Here is an 18,535-nt window from a genome sequence, read left to right on the forward strand (position 1 = left end):
TTTTTGCGGGGATTGTTTTGCCGTATCTTCGCAGATCTTCAAATAGGAGAGTTGTCACATGATGCAGTATCCTTCGGCCTGGCTGCAGAACGCATCGCTTGGGGAAACCATTGCCTGCGAGCTGCGGCTCCGGATTATTAACGGAACTATTAAAACAGGAGAGATCATTTCGGAAAATTGGGTCGCTTCCGAGTTCGGCACAAGCCGTTCACCCGTGAGGGAAGCTTTAAAAACGCTCTCGAATGAAGGGCTTATCCGGCTTGAGAGAATGGGGGCGGTCGTGTTGGGACTGAACCTGACGGATGTGGAAGAACTGTATGATGTCCGTTATTTGATTGAAAGCTTCGTCCAGCAGCGGTTGGCGGAAACGGAAGTTGCGGGGCTGCTTGCCAATCTGCAGCGGATCGTGGACAAAATGGAGCTTGCGGTAAAACATAATGACGCCGTGGAGTTTTCGTACCAGGATCTTTCATTTCATGAAGCCATCATTACGGCTGCAGAACATAATCGCATTTTGCATTTATGGAAAAGCATCCGCCCGATCGTGATGACCGTCATGCTGATTACAACCGAAGAGATTTTCTCTAAGGGCGAGACGAAGCTTCACACGGTCATTGACAAGCACTACACCATCATGAAGGGATTGAAATCCCGCAAAAAAGACGTGGTGGAGCAGGTGGTTCGCGATTATTTTGCCGATTCGCGCAAAACGCTTCATAATAGCATACCCGAGCAATCATCCTGATGGGGGAGGCGCATGTTCCTTGGAACAGTGCCGCTCGAAGTTGTCGACAAGTATACCAAAAGATGAATTCAAAAGTTGGATAAATGGGCATCATATGTGAATGAATCAAGGAGAGGCATTAGATAGGGAGGGAGCTTTTCGATGGCCAGTATTTTCGGCATGAGCCATAATTGGACGCTGCTTGTTTGGACATTGGTCGCCATAGCGTTTCTGATTGTATTTATCGCTAAATTCAAATGGAATCCATTTGTAACTTTACTGTTATCGGCTTTGCTTTTAGGCTTTTTGACCGGCATGAAACCGCTCGATATCGTCGATGCGGTTACCAAAGGTTTGGGCGGAACGCTCGGCACGATCGCTATCGTTATCGCACTTGGAACGATGCTGGGCAAAATGATGGCCGAATCCGGCGGCGCAGAGCAAATCGCCACGACCCTCGTCAACCGCTTTGGCGAGAAACGTGTGCACTGGGCGATGATGATCGTCGGTTTTATCGTCGGTATTCCGGTATTTTTTGAGGTCGGCGTTATTTTGCTGATCCCGATTGTTTTTACTGTGGCGCGCAAAACCAAAATGTCGCTGCTGCAAATCGGCATTCCGATTTTGGCCGGCTTATCCACGGTGCATGGCTTGGTGCCGCCGCATCCGGCTCCAATGATCGCCATTGACGCGTACAAGGCGGATTTGGGGAAGACGATTTTGTATTCCCTGATCGTCGGCCTGCCGTCCGCGATTGTGGCCGGTCCGCTGTTTGGCAAATGGATCGGCAAAAGAATTCAGGTGGAGCCCCCGGCTGAACTGGCAGAACAATTCTCTTCCAAAGAGACGCGCAAACTGCCCGGTTTCGGTATCACCTTGTTTACGATTCTGCTTCCTGTTATTCTGATGCTGATCGGTTCCGTCGCCAAAATTAGCGACCCGGGAGGCGTTCGCGGCATTACGGTTTTTTGCGAGTTTATTGGACATGAGGTTATCGCGTTATTGATTTCCGTCGTGTTTTCATTTTTCTCGCTTGGTTTTGCCCGTGGATTCAAAAAGGAACAAATTTCTAAATTTACGAGCGAATGTTTGGCTCCGACAGCGACCATCATTTTGATTATCGGCGGCGGCGGAGCATTCAAGCAGGTACTCATTAACAGCGGCGTCGGCGATGCGATTGCGCAGATTGCGACTTCCGCCAATATCAATATTATTTTATTTGCCTGGTTCGTGGCCGCGCTGATTCGCGTAGCGACCGGTTCGGCTACGGTAGCCATGACGACTGCCGCCGGCATCGTCGCTCCGGTGCTCGCGCTGAATCCCGGTGCAAACGTTGAACTGGTTGTACTGGCCACAGGCGCAGGTTCCATCGTTTTGTCGCATGTAAATGACGCCGGCTTTTGGATGGTAAAGGAGTTCTTTAACATGTCCGTGCCGCAAACGTTGAAATCATGGACGGTAATGGAGACGCTCCTGTCCGTTGTAGGGTTGGTCATTATTCTGGCGCTCAGCTTATTTGTATAGTTTCAGAGGTTGTTCAAAAAGTCCGCTTTTGATAAGAAAACCTGATCGAAGCCACCTCAAGGATGAGCGACCGCGATACAAAGGTAGGTTTTCTTGCGATATAGAATTTCATCAGCTCAGCTGATAACTTATAAATTCTATATCTAACACGAAGTATAGCAGGGAGAAGCTCGGCATCGAACCTTGAATTCAGCCGGGCCTTCCGGTGCTCATGTACCCCAAACGTACACTGCGCTCCTCATTCCCTATCTTCATCCAATCTTCTCGGTGCTGAAAACCGACCTTTTTGAACACGTACTTTTAGTGAAAAGAAGAAAGAAGGTAATAACATGAGCAGTAAAAGAATGATCGGCATCGATATTGGAACGACAAGCACCAAAGCCGTGATCTTCGAAGAGAATGGCAAGGTCGTAGCCAAGGGCAGCGAAGGTTACCCCCTTCATACCCCGACTTCGTCGATTGCCGAACAGGATCCGGATCAAATCTTCGCCGCGGTGCTTCATTCGGTTAAGCAGGCCATGGAGAAAAGCGGCACGAATCCGGAGCAAATCATGTTCGTTGCCTTCAGTTCGGCGATGCACAGCGTGATTCCGGTGGCTCCGGACGGCAAACCGCTGATGAACTGCATTACTTGGGCGGATAACCGCAGCGCAGCATGGACGGAGAAGCTGAAGCAGGATATGAACGGGCATGAAATCTACCTGCGGACGGGAACCCCGGTACATCCGATGTCCCCGCTGACCAAGCTGCTGTGGCTGCGGCATGACAGGCCCGAAATTTTCAGCAAGGCCGGGAAGTTTATTTCCATCAAGGAATATGTGTTTGCCAAGTTGTTTAACCAATATATCATTGATTATTCCATCGCTTCTGCTACCGGCATGTTTAATCTGGAGAAGCTGGACTGGGATGAGGAAGCGCTGCGGGTAGCGGGCATCGGGGCGGATAAGCTGTCCACCCCGGTTCCAACCACCCATGCGGTGACAGGGCTGAATCCAGCTTTTGCCGAGGAGATGGGGCTTTTGCCCTCTACGCCTTTCATTGTGGGAGCAAGCGACGGTGTACTCTCCAATCTGGGCGTGAATGCCATCGAACCAGGCGTTGTCGCGGCAACGATCGGCACGAGCGGCGCGATCCGCACGGTGGTTGATCGTCCCGTAACGGATCCGAAAGGACGCATTTTCTGTTACGCATTAACCGACAAGTTGTGGGTAATCGGCGGTCCGGTGAATAACGGCGGCATGCTGTTCCAGTGGGTAAGAGACGAATTTGCCGCTTCAGAAGTAGAGACGGCGAAACGTCTCGGCATCGACTCTTATGATCTGCTGACGCGGATAGCGGAGCAGGTGGACCCGGGTGCGGGAGGGCTGCTGTTCCATCCGTATTTGACGGGCGAGCGGGCTCCATTGTGGAATCCGGATGCACGCGGTTCCTTTTTCGGCCTTACGATGCATCACCGCAAGGAGCATATGATCCGCGCGGTGCTGGAAGGCGTTATTTTCAACATGTACACGGTGCTGCTCGCCATGGAAGAGATCATCGGCTGCCCGACCAAAATCCATGCCACCGGCGGCTTCTCACGTTCCCCGCTCTGGCGGCAGATGATGGCGGATATTTTCGATCAGGAGGTTATCGTGCCGGAAAGCTACGAAAGCTCCTGTTTGGGTGCCGTAGTTCTCGGCTTGTACGCGCTGGGCAAAACCGATTCGCTCGGAATCGTATCCGATATGGTGGGCTCCACCCATCAGCACACACCGATTAAGGAAAACGCACGGATCTACCACCGATTGCTGCCGATTTTCATCAAAATTTCGCGCAATCTCGAAGAGGAATATAAAGCCATCGCCGACTTTCAGCGGAAGATATTCTAGTTCAGTTGAGTGATATTGAGACAAGCCTGCATGACGATAGGGTCGTGCGGGCTTTTTTTGTGGATAGGATGGATTGTCTTGAAAATAATGGTTGCCAAAATAAAAATCTTGAAAGATAATTAATCACGATAAATATAGGCCTTAAGATGCAGTTCCAAAGAATCTGATCTCAAGGTGGATAAGTTCTATATAGTACATAAGTTATGGGAAATGAAATTGAACAGGAGCGTGTATGATGAAAAAGAATTGTCCAAAATGCCATCATTCGAATGATTACGGGAATTTCTGCGAGGAATGTGGAACCAGACTGCCAGTTGGGGAAGCAGAAGTCGGGGCGGAAGCTGCATCAGAATTGGATGGGATGGCGAATAGCCCATATGGTAGCAGCACCTCCGCATCTGGAGAGACATCAACCGGACAAGCTTACCTGCAGAATGCCAAACACGTATCGAAGCTGTACTTCAGTTATTTTGTGGATGTAATGAAACGGCCATTCGCATACGCACAGAATGCAGGTCGCGAACAGTTTGTGAACGGGCTGATTACGATTTTAATTTTCTCGTTGGTGATTCCGCTGATATTTTATCTAGGTTTTCATGAGTATGCGTCATATTTTGGAAGGAGCTCTTTTTTGCAAAGTTTGCTTAGGCCGTTTGTCGGTTATGTGATCTTTACAGGGCTTGTAATGACCTATACTTTCCTTGCTGTTAAATGCTCCAAGGTAAACGTCAGCTACCAGGATGTGGCTGGGAGGTTTGGAGCCCTGCTGGTACCATTCACGTGCAGTTTTCTGATTGCTTTCGTGCTGGTGTTTTTGGAAGTGAAACTATTTGTCTTTTTCATCCTGGCCGGGTTTATTGGATCGGTTTTCACGGTACCGGCACTGGTGATCAGCAGCTACACCAAGAATAATCGGAACGGACTCGATACGGTGTACGGCACCATTCTGACCTATGTGCTGACGTTCATCACGCTGTACCTAATGGGAAAAATGCTGCTCAGTTCGATTGGGAATTTCATAGGCGGCGGATTGTTGCCGTTTTAAAATGCAGCTTTTTCATTAATAAGGGCGGAGGTTGAAGCAGCATGGCTTTTTGTAAACAATGCGGATCGCAGGTGGGAGAAAAAAGTAAATTTTGCAGGGAATGCGGGAATTCAATCAGGCAGATGGAGCCGGTGGCCCATCCTATGGGGGAATCCCAGGCTTCGGCGGCTTCTGCAGCACCTGCACGGATGTCCCTGAAGACTAAAATATGGATTTTGTCCGTGGTTGTATTCCTTATTTTGTGCACGGCAGCTTACAAGACCGGAGAGCATTTTACCAGTAAGGAACGGCTGATCGGCGAGCTGGAAACGGCCTTGAACCACAAGGATATGAAGAAAACAGCAGCTCTTCTGGTTCCAGGGGATAAACGGCTGAGCATCAATGAGAAGTCGCTCATGGCATTCAAGAATTATTTGGACAGTGAGCCGGACGAGCAAAAAAGATTGATCCAGGAGCTCAGCGAGCAGGCCAAGGAGTTTGACCGCAAGGGAAATGATCCGGAATCCGGCGCCTACAGGGGTTATATTCACCTTGAGAAAAAGGGAAAGAAGCTTTTGCTATATGACAATTACAGTCTGGTGATTGAGCCGGTCTTCGTAACGCTGGAGACGAATTACAAGGATGCGGCGTTATATGTCGGTGAGCAGCAGGTTGGAGCAGCAGACAAACCGAATTATGAACAAAAGTTTGGCCCGTATCTTCCGGGAAGATATAAGCTTGCAGCGAAACTGAGCACGGATTTGGTGGATCTTGTCCATTCCGAGGACATGAATTTATTGGATCAGGATGCGGACTATCGCTCCTCGCTCACTCTTGATGGAGAAGACGTTACGGTCGAAACGGGACTCAGCGAGGCAAAGGACGTGAAAGGAACAGTCATCATCAACGGTAAAGACACAGGCATGAATCCGTTTAAACAAACTACTTTCGGACCGGTTACCACCGACGGCTCAATGAAAATGTCCATCCATTCTACGTTCCCCTGGGGAACACTGACGACAGAGGACACGCCAATAAACAGCGACTACATCGAAATCAACCCGGCTGCAGATGGAGCCTTTGTGCAAAGCATTATGGATCTGATCGTGAAAAACAACCAACAAGAGCTCATCGCATATACTTCAGGAGACGTGCAAAAGATGGATGTAGCTACGGATGCTTTCAAAGAGAATGTACGTCAAAACATTATAAAGGATCGTGAATACCGGAATTATTACCAGGGGAAATATTTGGGGTCGACCTTTGCTCTGAACTCCATCAGACTGAATCAGACTGAGGGGCACTGGGAATGCACGATGGATGCGAATATCCGGATGATGGAGGATCGCTTCTACAACGACGCCCCCAAGCTGGAGGAAAGCAGCAAATCGGTGAAAGTAACCCTTGTATATAATGATCAGAATAAGGGCTGGTATGTGGATTCCATTCGGGAGACTTACGGCTTTGACCGGGAGCGGACAAAAGACATGGTTTCACAGGATCCGGGAATATACACTTCTTCCTGGGCACCTCAATCGGCGGCAGCGGCTGCGTCGGCCAGCGTTCAGGGTCTGGATTACAGCGGCACACAGTCGTTCATGAATGAATACTTGTCCACATCTGTTGCGGCCATCAACAACCGTTCATTCGGCCAGGTGGCTTATTTAATTGACCCTGCGGGCCCTGCTTACAAAGAATCGGCAAATTATATCACCCATCTGGAATCCAAAGGAATTACGGAGGATTTGAATAGCTTCCAGCTGCTGGGCCTAAGCAAAAACAAGGATGGCAGCATTAAGGCAGTTACATCGGAGGCCTACACAATTTATTATCAGGACGGTTCAGTAAAAAATAAGAAGTTCGTTTCGGAATATAAGCTGGTTACGATTGACGGCGCCCTGATGGTACATCAGTTGATCAGCACTAAAGAACAAAAATAAAGGGTAACGAGAAACATGAAGTGATGATATGGAATTCTCCCCTTCAGGCAGACAGCGAAAAAAAAAGCGTCCATGTATCATGGACGAAAGGCTGCAGACCGGAAGGGGATTTTTCACGCCACTGCAGAGATGCTGAAGCTGCGGTTTTAATTACTGCTTTAATTTGCGGAACACGTTGTAGCTTCTGCGGGCGCATTCCGAAATAGCGATCGGATGGAAGCCGCTGATTTCGGCATACAATGTATCATTTAGCGGCGCGGTCCATAACTCGGGCAGTGCTGCTGCACCAAGGGACGCGCCAAGAATGGAGCCGACGGTAGCGCCGTTGCAATCGGTATCCCAGCCACCTAGTACTGCCGTCGTAATTCCTTTTTCGAAGTCGCCGCCGGAATGGATGAGCGCGGCCGCGCATAAAGCGGCATTATTATTGGTATGAACGGGATGGTAGTGCTTGAATGCTTCCCATATTTTGCCTACCAGTTCCAATTGGTCATCCGTCTCCTCAGCGATCTTGACCGCCAGGGCAATATCCTCAGCCAAACGGCAGTTTTTCGGAATTTCGCTTAATCCGATCTCTATGATCCGCTTCACATCGCTTTCAACGAAGGCAGCGGCAATCATCGCGGAGCAGAACATCGCGCCATAAATGCCGTTCTTCACATGGGAGAAAGAGGCATCCCGCCAAGCCAGTTCGGCGGCGAGTTGAGGCTGACCGGCAGCGCCATAGGCGTAGCCATCGACCCGGATTTGGGCGCCGATCCACTCGCGGTACGGATTCAAATACGAACGTCCCCAGTGGATATGATTTTCCCAATCCTCCGGCTGCTCTCCGCTAATATACGAAGTGGCGCGGGCAAAATTCAAGTAGGACTGCGCTTCCGCAGTGAACACCTGACCAAATGACAAATGGCGGTGCCACAGCTTGCCGACGTCCCATGAATTAAAATCGAGACCATGCTTCTCAAGCATAAGCAGTCCAAGCACCGTATAACGAATATCATCATCGGTTTCCATGAAACGGATGCGGTCTCCACAGCTGTCCAGACTGCTCCAGTGGGCAATTTCGAGATCATATTGTTCTTGAGCGGCAGATTGGCTCGGAGTATAGTAACGAATTGGCCATGCTCCGGCACCTTCAAACCACAGCTTAATATTTTGCCAGCCCGGTCTGCCGCCTGAACCTTTCATAAACGAAGAAGCTTCCAGCGGTTTGCCAAGCGCGCAGCCGGCCGAGCGGCCGAGCCAAGCGCCATAAAATTTGTTTTGCCATTCAGAATCATCCATGTGATCGACCAGCACGCGGGGCCCTTCCGGGCGTTCGGCGCGGATCGCCTCCAGCGCGGATGGTTCAACATACTTGAAGTCCGCACCAGGTACAAGTGCCGTTAGTGCATCATATACATCCATTAATTGCGATTCATTCGTACCGGCCGCATCCAGGCGCTCTATAAAACCCGTGACATCACAGCCTTCCTCCCGGCGCTGCGTAATCTCACTGCAAATAATTTCTCTTAGTCCAAGCCATTTCGTCATTTTGAGTCTCCTCCCGAATTTCCGATTTGCTTTAAAATCAAAAAGGATGCCCCCATTATAACGGGCTTTGGCAGCCATGGCTTCTCAAATCATGAATGGCATTCTCTCATTTTTTGCTTGCGGCTAAAATCCCCATTGATTGCCGATAAACAGTGGGGGACATGCCTGTGGTTTCTTTAAACACCCGGTAAAAGGTCGGCAGGCTTTGAAAGCCGCATTCGAAGGCAATCTCGGCAATCGGTTTGACCGTACCGGATAAATCCTGTTTGGCTGCCTGAATGCGCAGCAGGGAGACGTAATCCGAGAAACGATAACCCGTCGTTTCCAGGAAGGCCCGGCTCACGCGCGAGACGCTTAAACCAAGCTCATCGGCCAGCTCCCCCAGATTGATCGGCTCGCGAAAACGCTTCTCAACCAAAACGGCCAGCGACTGTACCTGATGAACGGATTGGACCATGGTCCTGCGCTCGTCATCCGAGAGCATTCCGTTATAATGGCGCAGAAGCCGCCCGCATAATTGGATCAGGGCGCTTTTGGCCATCGCCAAATAACCCGGCGACTTCTCCCGCAATTCTTCTGCTATGGCCAGCACCCAAGGGGTAAGCTGCCGTGCAAGCTCCGATTCGCCGGCAATATGATTGCGGAAGCGGGTTGAACGGTAAGAAAATGGCAGCAGTAATCCCGGTTCCTCCGCAAGCAGGATTGCAGCATCAAAATTAATAAAAAGATAACGGCTCGGATCAAGCGGATCCGACTGGGCAATATGCCGTTCCTCGTTATTAACCAGGAACAAATCGCCTGGACCTGCCGCATAACGTTTATTGCCGAAGAAAAAATCACCTTTGCCTGACAAACAAAGGCCGATTTCAAGACTGGCGTGTGTATGAGGCGGCTGCCTGTAGGTGGCAGGCGTCCACTCGAAAGCATTGATAGGAATTGGATGATCATATGTAATTTGCAGTTTCATCGTGACTCCATGCCTCCTCTCATCATGTTCCATTCTCCCTCATCCTGCGTAAATCCTGCCGTAAAAGATGGGTTGTCCTCCATCATTTATGATCAATGATGCACCAAAAGTTGACATTGAATGGATATCCGTTAAAATGAAACTGATGTCTATTTAATATAATGGTAGGAGAAATATACATGAGTTATAAATCAGAACGGCCGACATTTCAGGAACGCATGGATCATTTCGTGAATGTGATTCGGACCGATATTTTGAACGACATCCGGCAGGAAGGGACGTATCTTCCGTCGGAAAGCACGCTTGCGAAGCAGTTCCAGCTCAGCAATAAATCGATCCGCAAAGGGTTGAATCAGCTGGTCGAGGAAGGACTGATCGTGAAAATCGACCGTGTCGGAAGCATGGTTACGCCGCATTCGAGGGAAGCCATCACCATCCATTTCGGCTGCCCGCTATCGTTGACCACCGACTTTATGATCGATGATCTCATTGCCGAATTTACGCGGAGAAATCCGGGCATTCATGTGCGAAGAATCACATTGAACACATTAAACTATGTCCGTTCCGCCGAAGAGATGATCCAAAATGGATTGCTGGACGTCGTGGCGTTGAACAGCCCGCAGTTTCAGGAGTGGCATGAGCTCGGGCTCACCCCGCTGCTTGAGGAGCTAGCTTCCGACAACGCGCTATACCCGATCACGGAATCCGCTTTTCATGTAGACGGCAAGGTTTATGTCCGTCCGGTATCTTTTTCACCTGTGGTGCTTTGCTATAACAAGCAGCATTTTCGCGAGGCGGGCATCCCCGAACCTGACAGCTATTGGAGCTGGGATGATCTGATCGGCGTTACAATGCGGCTGGCGGACAGCCGCGGCAGGCATGGCATTTATTTTTTGCCTGCGTCCGAGAATCGCTACTCCATTTTTTTGCTGCAGGGGGGAAAAGGAAGAACAGAGCCGAAAAGCGGCGGCACCGGCAGGCTGAACATGCTCGAAGGTCTGGATAAGCTGCATGAGCTTATCAATAACCGCCATATCTTCCCGAACTACTGGGCGCAGGGCAATGATGAAACGATCCGCCTTTTTGCGGAAGGGCAGGTATCCGCGATTTTGGCGACCTATTTCAATCTGAATGAATTTGCGCATATGGATTTGGAGTACGATATTTGTCCGTTGCCGACCCTGCATCTGGGCGATCCGCAGAAAACGCTCATGCTGACGATCGGCACGGCTTTAGTCCGCCGCTCTCCGGCCAAGGAAGCTGCCGCGCGGTTCATGGAGTTTTTATCTTCCGCCGACGCGCAGCTGCTCATCCGCCGCAAGACCGTAAGCATCCCTGCCCGGAAAGAAGCGGCGGAAGCCGCGGATGATCCGGGCGAATTGAACCGTCCGTCCAGGTACTTCATGTACCGCGAAATGTTTCCGTCTTTTGCTTACCATAAGGAAATCGGACTGCAAATTCAGGACCTGAGGACATTCAGCCGCTTCCTGAAGGAATATTGGTCAGGTATGATTGATGTATGTGTACTGTATAACAAACTTGAAGAATGGGTTTCGCCACCTCAAAAAGGAAAGACAAAGAAGCCGATCACCTCGCAGCGATAGCGATAAAGTCTTTATTGCATAGAAAAACAAAGATCTGTATTTACGAGGCCCCATGCCATAAGGCAAGGGGTCTTTCGTATTCATGAACCTTCGCGTATACCCTTCATTCGCATTTTCGACATTGAAGCTGAGTATGTCTACGATATGCAGGATAAACGCGGATTTTCAACTTGTATGAAATCCTATACCTTTACAGCTGCTGAGAGATCATACTTCCATTTATTTTCTGATTTCGTGTTGACATCCCAAAAAACAGATGTGTATAATCAATACATCAAAAATACATCAATGATGATTGATTTGGGTGATTGTGATGTATTGGTCAATCAGATGTGAATCAGGAGGCTGTTATGAAAGCGATAAAAAGTCACAATGGGGAAGCCGTATTTGCAGAGCTGCCCGATCCAACTGTAAAACCGCAGCATGTGAAAGTCCGCATCGACTTATCTTCCGTCAGCGTCGGCACGGAATTGCTGATGCTGAGAAATCATTCGGAAGCGTTTCTGGGATACAGCGCGACAGGCACCGTCCTGGAAATCGGAGAGGGGGTCGGTCATGTGAAGCCGGGCCAGCGGGTGGCCTGCTACGGAACACCTGCACACCGGGAAGTCATGTTGTCGCCGAAGCATTTAACGGTACCTGTACCGGATGAGGTAACAGCTGAGGAAGCCGCATTTTCGGGAATCGGAGCGATCTGTATCCATGCGCTGCGGCAGGCAAACCTGCAATTTGGCGAGACGGTGGTCGTTATGGGCGTCGGCATTCTGGGCCAGATTATTGCCCGAATCGCGCATGCAAGCAATTACCGGGTCATAGCCCTGGAGCCTATGAAGGAGCGGCGGGATATGCTGGCTGCTGCCGGAATTACGCGGATATGCGCAAATGAGGAAGAGATGAAGGCTCTGCTTGAGCAAACGACGGGAGGCAAGGGGGCGGACGCTGTACTTATCTGCGCAAGCATCCGCAATGAGAGTTTGATCGATCACGGCATTCGTTTTTTGCGCGATCGTGGAAGCGTTGTCATTGTTGGCGATACCGGCTGCGAATTCGACCGCGACCTGCTGTTTCATAAAGAAGCGAGCCTACATATATCCCGCGCGGGCGGCCCCGGCCGTTACGATCACGATTACGAGCGGGCCGGCTTCGATTATCCTATCGGCTACGTCCGCTGGACGGAAGGGCGGAATATCGAGGAATTTTTGCGGATGCTCGCCGAAAAACGGATCGAGATCCGGCCTTTGATTACCGATCGGCTCACATTTGAGGAGCTCCCCGATTTCTACAAGCGTATCCGCGAAGATCCGCGGCCCACGATGGGCGTTACCGTAAGCATACCCTAAACCGGAAGAAAGGAGTGGCGGACATGGGCGACACCGCTGCGGCCGCACCGGCCGAACAGAGAAGGCGGGCGGGCCGGGGAAAAGGCAGAAGAACGTTCTGGCGTTACCGCTGGCTGTACTTGTTTATGATTCCCGGCGTCCTGTATTACCTGATTTACCATTACATCCCCATGTTTGGCCTGGTCGTTGCTTTTCAGGATTACAACCTGCTTAAGGGGATTACCGGCAGTCCGTGGGTAGGACTGGACAATTTCAGGACGGTATTTTCATCACCCGACTTTCCTGTCCTTATGAAAAATACGATCCTCCTTAGCGTGTACCGCATCGTATTCAATATGCTGCCGGACCTGATTCTGGCGCTCATGCTTAATGAAATCAGGGTCCGCTGGTTCAAAAAATGGGTTCAAACGCTCACTTACGGGCCGCATTTTCTCTCCTGGATTATCGTGTACGGTTTGGTGTTTGCCTTTTTCGCACCGGGATCGGGTCTGGTCACGACGTTTATGCGCGATATGGGCTGGACTCCGATTGATGTATTGACCAATTCCTCCGTATTCCGGCCGATGCTCATCCTAACGGATATCTGGAAGAGCACCGGTTATGGAGCGATCATCTATTTGGCGGCGCTGGCCAACATCAATCAGGAGCTGTACGAAGCGGCCGCGATCGACGGCGCCGGGCGCTGGCGCCAATTATGGAATATCACGCTACCCGGAATTCGCGAGGTGTTCGTGCTGCTGCTCATCCTTCGCCTCGGCCATATTTTGGATGCCGGTTTTGAGCAGGTGTACATTTTCCTGAATGTCCGCGTATACGATGTCGGCGATATTTTGGACACCTGGATTTTCCGCAGAGGTATTGAACAAATGCAGTTTAGCGTGCCGGCGGCTGTCGGCGTCTTTAAATCCTTGATCGGTCTGGTGCTGGTGCTCGGGGCCAATAAAATTGCCAAAAAAATGGGCGGCTCAGGGATCTGGTAGCCATGGAGGTGAACGAACATGCCCGTGTTATTCAAAAGATCATGGTCAGACCGCATCGTTGACGGCGGAATATATACCATACTTGCGCTTTTTGGTTTGCTCACGCTTTTTCCGCTTTATTATGTCGTTATCGTTTCTTTTACGCCTTATACCGAGGTGCTGCGCAACGGCGGGTTTTTGTTGATTCCGCACACATTGACGCTGGATGCATTCAAAGTGATTTTCACAAGCGGTGTCGTGCCGCGCGCGCTCGGGGTCACTCTTTTGGTCACGGTTTTGGGGACGGCGCTGAATTTGGCGGTTACGACTCTCCTTGCCTACCCTTTATCGAAAAAGTTCCTTCCAGGCAGAAACGCGGTGCTGATGGGGATTGTGTTTACGATGCTGTTTTCCGGTGGCCTCATCCCAACGTTCTTGACGGTTAAAATGACGGGGCTGATGAATACGATCTGGGCCTTGATCATCCCTGGCCTCGTGTCGACCTTTAACATGCTGATCATGAAAACATATTTCGAAAGTTTGCCGCAGGAAGTCGAGGAGGCCGCTAAAGTGGATGGCTGCGGCGATGTGGCCACGCTTGTCAAAATCGTGCTTCCGCTGTCCATGCCGATCATGGCTACGCTGGGTCTTTTTTATGGCGTGACGCACTGGAATGCGTACTTCCCGGGCATTATGTATTTGAACGATCGCAGCTTGTATCCGCTTCAGGTCGTGCTGCGCAACATGATCATTACGCCAAGCGTCAGCCAGGAACTGGCCGTGCCGCAGACGCAGCTCAGCGCCCTGCCGCCGGAATCGATTAAAATGGCCACCGTTGTGGTCGCGATCGTGCCGGTCATGCTCGTGTATCCGTTTCTGCAGAAATATTTTATCAAAGGCATGCTGATCGGGGCCGTTAAAGGTTAACCGGAAAAGGGGGCATGCCCCAGGCCTTAATAGACGAAGTTCTGACCGCCAGCCGTTATATTCATTGGCAGTCAGTCCATTGTATGCATTTTTAACCGTAAAAATAAAGGAGGCAAGTATATGAAACGAACCGGCTTTATTGTACTCATGGTCATGATGTTGATTTTATCCGCCTGCGGCGACAAAAAGGAAGCGGCTGGCGGCACTGGAGGCGGAGAAGCTTCGAGCGGAGAGGCAGGCAAACAGAAGGACGGCGGCAAAATGCCTTTGGAATGGTTTGTCGTCGCATCCGCAGATGCCCAGCTTCCCGCCAAAGACAAGGATTTCGTGAAGAAGACGATCGATGAAAAATTCGGCGTGGACCTGACGATCGACTACATGCCGTATGGCCCCGATTTCCAGAACAAACTGAATTCGCTTATTTCCTCCGGGGATACGCCTGATGTATTCTATACCGACGGAGTTGCCTCCAACCAATACATCAAGGACGGGGTGGCCCGTGAAATCAAGGAGTTGGTGACTCCGCAAACGATGCCGAACTATTTTAAGCATTGGGTATCCGAAAAAGATCTCGGCATGTACCAGGTGCAGGGCAAATTCGCCCGCGCGCCGATTCCTTACCCTAAAGACATCTACCGTTCCTATTACATTCGAAAAGACTGGCTGGATAACCTGGGGCTTGCCATGCCTGCCAATTACGATGAAATGATCGAAGTTATGAAAGCGTTCACAGAGAAAGATCCGGACGGAAACGGTAAAAAGGATACGTATGGCTTCACTACTTATGGCGGCGGAACGAATATGTCGCTGGATTTCCCTGAATTCGTCAAACACGGACTGATCGGCGATTTTATGGTGGAAGGCGATAAATTTATCGATACCCGTACCGATCTGCGTGTGGAGCAGGTGCTAAACGACATCAAAAAAGTGATGGATATGGGCATTGTCGATCCCGACTGGCTTTTGGCCAAAAACGGGCAGCAGCTTGAAAAGGCCGAGCAGGGAAAAGTGGGCATCGTGCTTGGCGTCGGCAAAAACCTGGCATTCGATAACAATCCGGAAGGCCTGCAAGTGAAAACGAAGCAGATTACGGGGAATGACAAGGTCGATTGGCAGCCGTTCCACCCGTTTGCGAAAACGGGAACCTGGCTCGAAACGGTTCCGGGCAATCCGTTCCTGCTGAGTTCGCAATCTTCCGATGACAAGATCAAAAAATCGCTGGAAATCCTCGATTGGCTGGCAGGCGAAGAAGGATATCTCCTGACACACTATGGTCAAGAAGGCACGGATTACACGCGCGAAGGAAATAAAATCAAAATCAACCAGGAAGCCTTTAAGCAAAACGTCACCGATAACGGCAATTTCCTGACGGTTTATCAGTGGTTCACGCCGGTTCCGTCTCCGGAGGTGCTGGGACTGGAACTGGATGATCCAAGCATTACGGAACGGGACAAAAAAATCGTCGAGACGATCGATTCCTACAAAATCGTCCCATCCGTCGGCACTAGCGTTGTCGTGAAGGAAGGCATGGACCTGGCCGGACTCCGCAAACGGATGAACGAAATCATGGTTTCCATCGTTTTTGACGAAAAGGATGCTTCCAAATGGCCTGAATACCGCAAGGAGCTGATGACCAAATACGGCGGCAATGAGATCTTTAATTATTATGCGGAGCAGGTTTCCAATGCTTCGGGGAAAACCGTTACTTTTGCCGGGGAATAATTCGGTGCCTGCTAAGAGAACGGACGCCGGCGGGTCAATTCAAATTCAAATGCTTGCCCGTGGTCTGTATGAATTGTCACGTTAACAGCTGCGCAAAAGGAGGGACATTATATGCTGTACACTTTACCTGATGTCAAGTCATTAAAGCGGATTCCGCCGGAGCGCCGGAAAGAGGGCGACACGGTTTGGGTTGCAGGCTACTATAAAGCTGGAGATCCCGGCGCAAAGCTGATGCGCTGGGATGGAAGCAGCACCGCCGCCGACAATGGCGGCACGGTGCATGCGCCCGCGGATGGCGGAAAGGGACGCTGGATCATGGCGCACCAAGGAGTCGGAGACTTCAAATATTTCGGCATATTCGGCAAGGAACATCCCGCCGATGCGGCGCTGGAGGCCTGGCTGTCCGATCCGTCGGTATACCGTATCGAAGCCAGCTCTGACCTGAGATTTGTCAAACGGCACCGCTTGGAGCGAAGTCATATCGAACTGGATTTCAACGGTTTTGCCGTCTATACCGACGGCATTGAAGAAGCGCCGCCCAATGATCCGTTTGCGGCAGTGTTCCAGTTCCGCGGCAAACCTTCGGGGGAAGTGCAGACGGTTCGATTGACGGAGGATCTGGCGGAAATGTCCGATGTGTTTGAAGTGGAGGATGCCGCGGGTTTCGCCGTCGGCGGGTGGTGGAGAGCCCAGGCAAGCAGGGTTCCGGGCGGAGGCGGCACGGAATGGGAACTTGACAAACTCGTAATGGTAACGGAAATAATCGATGCTAAACATGTACGTTTTAACTATAAGAACGGCTGGCGGATCGGGAAGGGCAGGAGTATCACATACCGGAAAATAATCCCGGTGACCAAAGCCCATGTCAAAAACATGATTTTTTACGGGGCGGGAGCTACCGATACGACCGGGTCGCATCCGCTTGTTTACGAATATGCGGTGGACTGCAACGCGGAAGCCATTGAGGCTTTCGGCACCTTTTGGCCGGTCATTATGCGCAGGCATTGCACTTATTTTGTTACCGAACGCTGCCGCCTGACCAATCCGGCGGAAGTGATTATTGGCGGCACGGGTTATATGACCCAGCAAATCTATTGTCTGTGCGGCCATGTGCGTGACTGTCAGACGAGCAATGCCCGCCATCTGAATGATTTTACGGGTTCGGCCTACTGCCTGGTGGAGAACTGCCACGGCGACGGCGACGAACACGGTACCTTTGTCACGCACGGCCAATATGAGCATGATCTGACGTTTACCGGAAATTCGGGACTGCTCTCCTTCGCAAACAGCGGACCGATTTGGGGCGAAAGCGCCAAACGAATCACCGTCAAAAAACATGTCGGCAGCCGCTTTATTTCCTTCCGGAAAGTGACGGATATGACGCTTGAGGATGTGCATGTTTTTGAACGGGAGGGGGTGCCTGATTCGGGTTCGATCTGGGTGAATGCGGACGGCGTCCAAATGAAGAACTGCACGGCGGACGACGGGGTGGCTTTTTTCCAGGCATCCAGCCGCTCCGAACGCCCAAACGCAATCGAAAACTGCACATTTAAGCTAAGCAAAGGGAACGCTTTGAACCGGGCGCCAATCACCCGCAATCTTTCCTTTTATAATTGCCATTTTCACGGTTTGGACGGCAATCATTGGAATGCGCCAGGCCGCTTGCACTTTCGCGAATGTTATCTGCATGGCACGGATCATGCGGAGCCTTTGCGGATGGCGGGACGCGTGTTCAGCTTCCATGGAGGTATGATGGAAAACATCGGCTTAATGCTGTGCGGAACGGAAAACCAACGCGTGGAAGTGTTCTCTGGCGCGCGGATATGCGGAACAAACCGCAGCAAATCGTTTTTCGCGATCGATAAGGAAGCAGGGCGCGTGGAATGGATGTTCTCGGGTATGGTCAGTGAGGCCGGTGATAGGGATACTTTGCATTTCAGCCTAATTTCAGGGCACGGTGAATATACCGCCAGCGGCTGCGTTTTTGAAGGAGGGGGATTTGAGGTCGCGGCCGATTATTTCGAGGGAGGTTACATGCTGCATCAGGGCAATGTAGAGAGGGCGGTAGACCGCGGCGGTCTGCCGGCGGAAAATGCTGCGGTGCGGCATTTGCAGGGCAATCTGATCTTGCGGTAGCAGGCTTGGGCTCTTTTTCGATGTGACACTGGTTCATCTTTGTCGACAAATGACATATCGAATATGAAAACTTCCGGGAATCCGGAAGCGAAAAGGCTTCAGCTGTATGCTGAGGTCTTTTTTTTCGATTTAATTCGCGTTTTGATCATGAAAAATACCGTCGTTTTCAGGCAGATTGGTGGTTTAACGAAAAATATCCCGAAAATTTAGATGTTTATAAGAGGTTAATGATTGATTTTGTCGAAATATTGAGGTAAGAAACCAATG

The 18,535-nt window shown here is 50.7% G+C and carries 13 protein-coding genes; 11 read left to right on the plus strand and 2 right to left on the minus strand.

Features of this window, described 5'->3' with window-relative positions; translation table 11 throughout:
* Positions 1 to 61 precede the first annotated feature (61 nt).
* From L6442_RS06885 to L6442_RS06905, 5 genes are all read left to right on the plus strand, one after another.
* Positions 62 to 745 (plus strand): GntR family transcriptional regulator, encoded by a 684-nt coding sequence (locus tag L6442_RS06885; protein ID WP_194232688.1) that lies wholly within the window; start codon positions 62 to 64, stop codon positions 743 to 745.
* Between the two features lie 141 nt (positions 746 to 886).
* Entirely contained in the window at positions 887 to 2,248 is a 1,362-nt protein-coding gene (locus L6442_RS06890; protein WP_212977507.1) for a GntP family permease, read from the plus strand.
* A 329-nt stretch (positions 2,249 to 2,577) separates the two neighbouring features.
* Positions 2,578 to 4,116: a gluconokinase gene (gntK, locus tag L6442_RS06895; RefSeq protein WP_212977508.1), complete on the plus strand. Its 1,539-nt coding sequence runs from the start codon at positions 2,578 to 2,580 to the stop codon at positions 4,114 to 4,116.
* Between the two features lie 232 nt (positions 4,117 to 4,348).
* On the plus strand, positions 4,349 to 5,161 hold the full coding sequence (locus tag L6442_RS06900) for a zinc ribbon domain-containing protein (RefSeq protein WP_212977509.1): 813 nt from the start codon (positions 4,349 to 4,351) through the stop codon (positions 5,159 to 5,161).
* Positions 5,162 to 5,202: 41 nt separating this feature from the next.
* On the plus strand, positions 5,203 to 7,080 hold the full coding sequence (locus tag L6442_RS06905; protein ID WP_212977510.1) for a zinc ribbon domain-containing protein: 1,878 nt from the start codon (positions 5,203 to 5,205) through the stop codon (positions 7,078 to 7,080).
* 150 nt (positions 7,081 to 7,230) lie between these two features.
* Here the strand turns inward: L6442_RS06905 and L6442_RS06910 are convergent, their stop codons facing one another.
* Together L6442_RS06910 and L6442_RS06915 are read right to left on the minus strand one after the other, a co-directional pair.
* Positions 7,231 to 8,613 carry an ADP-ribosylglycohydrolase family protein gene (locus tag L6442_RS06910; RefSeq protein ID WP_212977511.1) on the minus strand — a complete coding sequence of 461 codons (1,383 nt, stop codon included), beginning with the start codon at positions 8,611 to 8,613 and terminating at the stop codon, positions 7,231 to 7,233.
* A 106-nt stretch (positions 8,614 to 8,719) separates the two neighbouring features.
* Complete coding sequence (locus tag L6442_RS06915; RefSeq protein ID WP_237100257.1) at positions 8,720 to 9,613, minus strand: AraC family transcriptional regulator; 894 nt, start codon at positions 9,611 to 9,613, stop codon at positions 8,720 to 8,722.
* A 146-nt stretch (positions 9,614 to 9,759) separates the two neighbouring features.
* On the opposite strand from L6442_RS06915, the gene L6442_RS06920 reads away from it, so the two are divergent.
* The 6 genes from L6442_RS06920 to L6442_RS06945 all read left to right on the plus strand — a co-directional run bounded on the left by L6442_RS06920 (position 9,760) and on the right by L6442_RS06945 (position 18,268).
* Positions 9,760 to 11,184 (plus strand): extracellular solute-binding protein, encoded by a 1,425-nt coding sequence (locus L6442_RS06920; RefSeq protein ID WP_212977512.1) that lies wholly within the window; start codon positions 9,760 to 9,762, stop codon positions 11,182 to 11,184.
* A 350-nt stretch (positions 11,185 to 11,534) separates the two neighbouring features.
* Positions 11,535 to 12,524, plus strand: coding sequence for a zinc-dependent alcohol dehydrogenase (locus L6442_RS06925; protein WP_212977513.1), 990 nt, complete (start codon positions 11,535 to 11,537; stop codon positions 12,522 to 12,524).
* A 23-nt stretch (positions 12,525 to 12,547) separates the two neighbouring features.
* Positions 12,548 to 13,504 carry an ABC transporter permease gene (locus tag L6442_RS06930; RefSeq protein WP_212977514.1) on the plus strand — a complete coding sequence of 319 codons (957 nt, stop codon included), beginning with the start codon at positions 12,548 to 12,550 and terminating at the stop codon, positions 13,502 to 13,504.
* Between the two features lie 18 nt (positions 13,505 to 13,522).
* Entirely contained in the window at positions 13,523 to 14,410 is an 888-nt protein-coding gene (locus tag L6442_RS06935; protein WP_194232662.1) for a carbohydrate ABC transporter permease, read from the plus strand.
* Between the two features lie 120 nt (positions 14,411 to 14,530).
* A complete protein-coding gene (locus tag L6442_RS06940; RefSeq protein ID WP_212977515.1) occupies positions 14,531 to 16,132 on the plus strand; it encodes an extracellular solute-binding protein in 1,602 nt (533 codons plus the stop codon).
* A 111-nt stretch (positions 16,133 to 16,243) separates the two neighbouring features.
* Entirely contained in the window at positions 16,244 to 18,268 is a 2,025-nt protein-coding gene (locus L6442_RS06945; protein ID WP_212977516.1) for a right-handed parallel beta-helix repeat-containing protein, read from the plus strand.
* Positions 18,269 to 18,535 lie beyond the last annotated feature (267 nt).

Origin of the sequence: Paenibacillus azoreducens, from assembly GCF_021654775.1 — a bacterium.
Lineage (GTDB): Bacteria > Bacillota > Bacilli > Paenibacillales > Paenibacillaceae > Paenibacillus_AQ > Paenibacillus_AQ azoreducens.

Coding starts and splice junctions, on each gene's coding strand:
- L6442_RS06885 (WP_194232688.1), top strand. CDS start 62: ATGCAGTATCCTTCGGCCTGGCTGCAGAACGCATCGCTTGGGGAAACC.
- L6442_RS06890 (WP_212977507.1), top strand. CDS start 887: ATGGCCAGTATTTTCGGCATGAGCCATAATTGGACGCTGCTTGTTTGG.
- gntK (WP_212977508.1), top strand. CDS start 2,578: ATGAGCAGTAAAAGAATGATCGGCATCGATATTGGAACGACAAGCACC.
- L6442_RS06900 (WP_212977509.1), top strand. CDS start 4,349: ATGATGAAAAAGAATTGTCCAAAATGCCATCATTCGAATGATTACGGG.
- L6442_RS06905 (WP_212977510.1), top strand. CDS start 5,203: ATGGCTTTTTGTAAACAATGCGGATCGCAGGTGGGAGAAAAAAGTAAA.
- L6442_RS06910 (WP_212977511.1), bottom strand. CDS start 8,613: ATGACGAAATGGCTTGGACTAAGAGAAATTATTTGCAGTGAGATTACG.
- L6442_RS06915 (WP_237100257.1), bottom strand. CDS start 9,613: ATGGAACATGATGAGAGGAGGCATGGAGTCACGATGAAACTGCAAATT.
- L6442_RS06920 (WP_212977512.1), top strand. CDS start 9,760: ATGAGTTATAAATCAGAACGGCCGACATTTCAGGAACGCATGGATCAT.
- L6442_RS06925 (WP_212977513.1), top strand. CDS start 11,535: ATGAAAGCGATAAAAAGTCACAATGGGGAAGCCGTATTTGCAGAGCTG.
- L6442_RS06930 (WP_212977514.1), top strand. CDS start 12,548: ATGGGCGACACCGCTGCGGCCGCACCGGCCGAACAGAGAAGGCGGGCG.
- L6442_RS06935 (WP_194232662.1), top strand. CDS start 13,523: ATGCCCGTGTTATTCAAAAGATCATGGTCAGACCGCATCGTTGACGGC.
- L6442_RS06940 (WP_212977515.1), top strand. CDS start 14,531: ATGAAACGAACCGGCTTTATTGTACTCATGGTCATGATGTTGATTTTA.
- L6442_RS06945 (WP_212977516.1), top strand. CDS start 16,244: ATGCTGTACACTTTACCTGATGTCAAGTCATTAAAGCGGATTCCGCCG.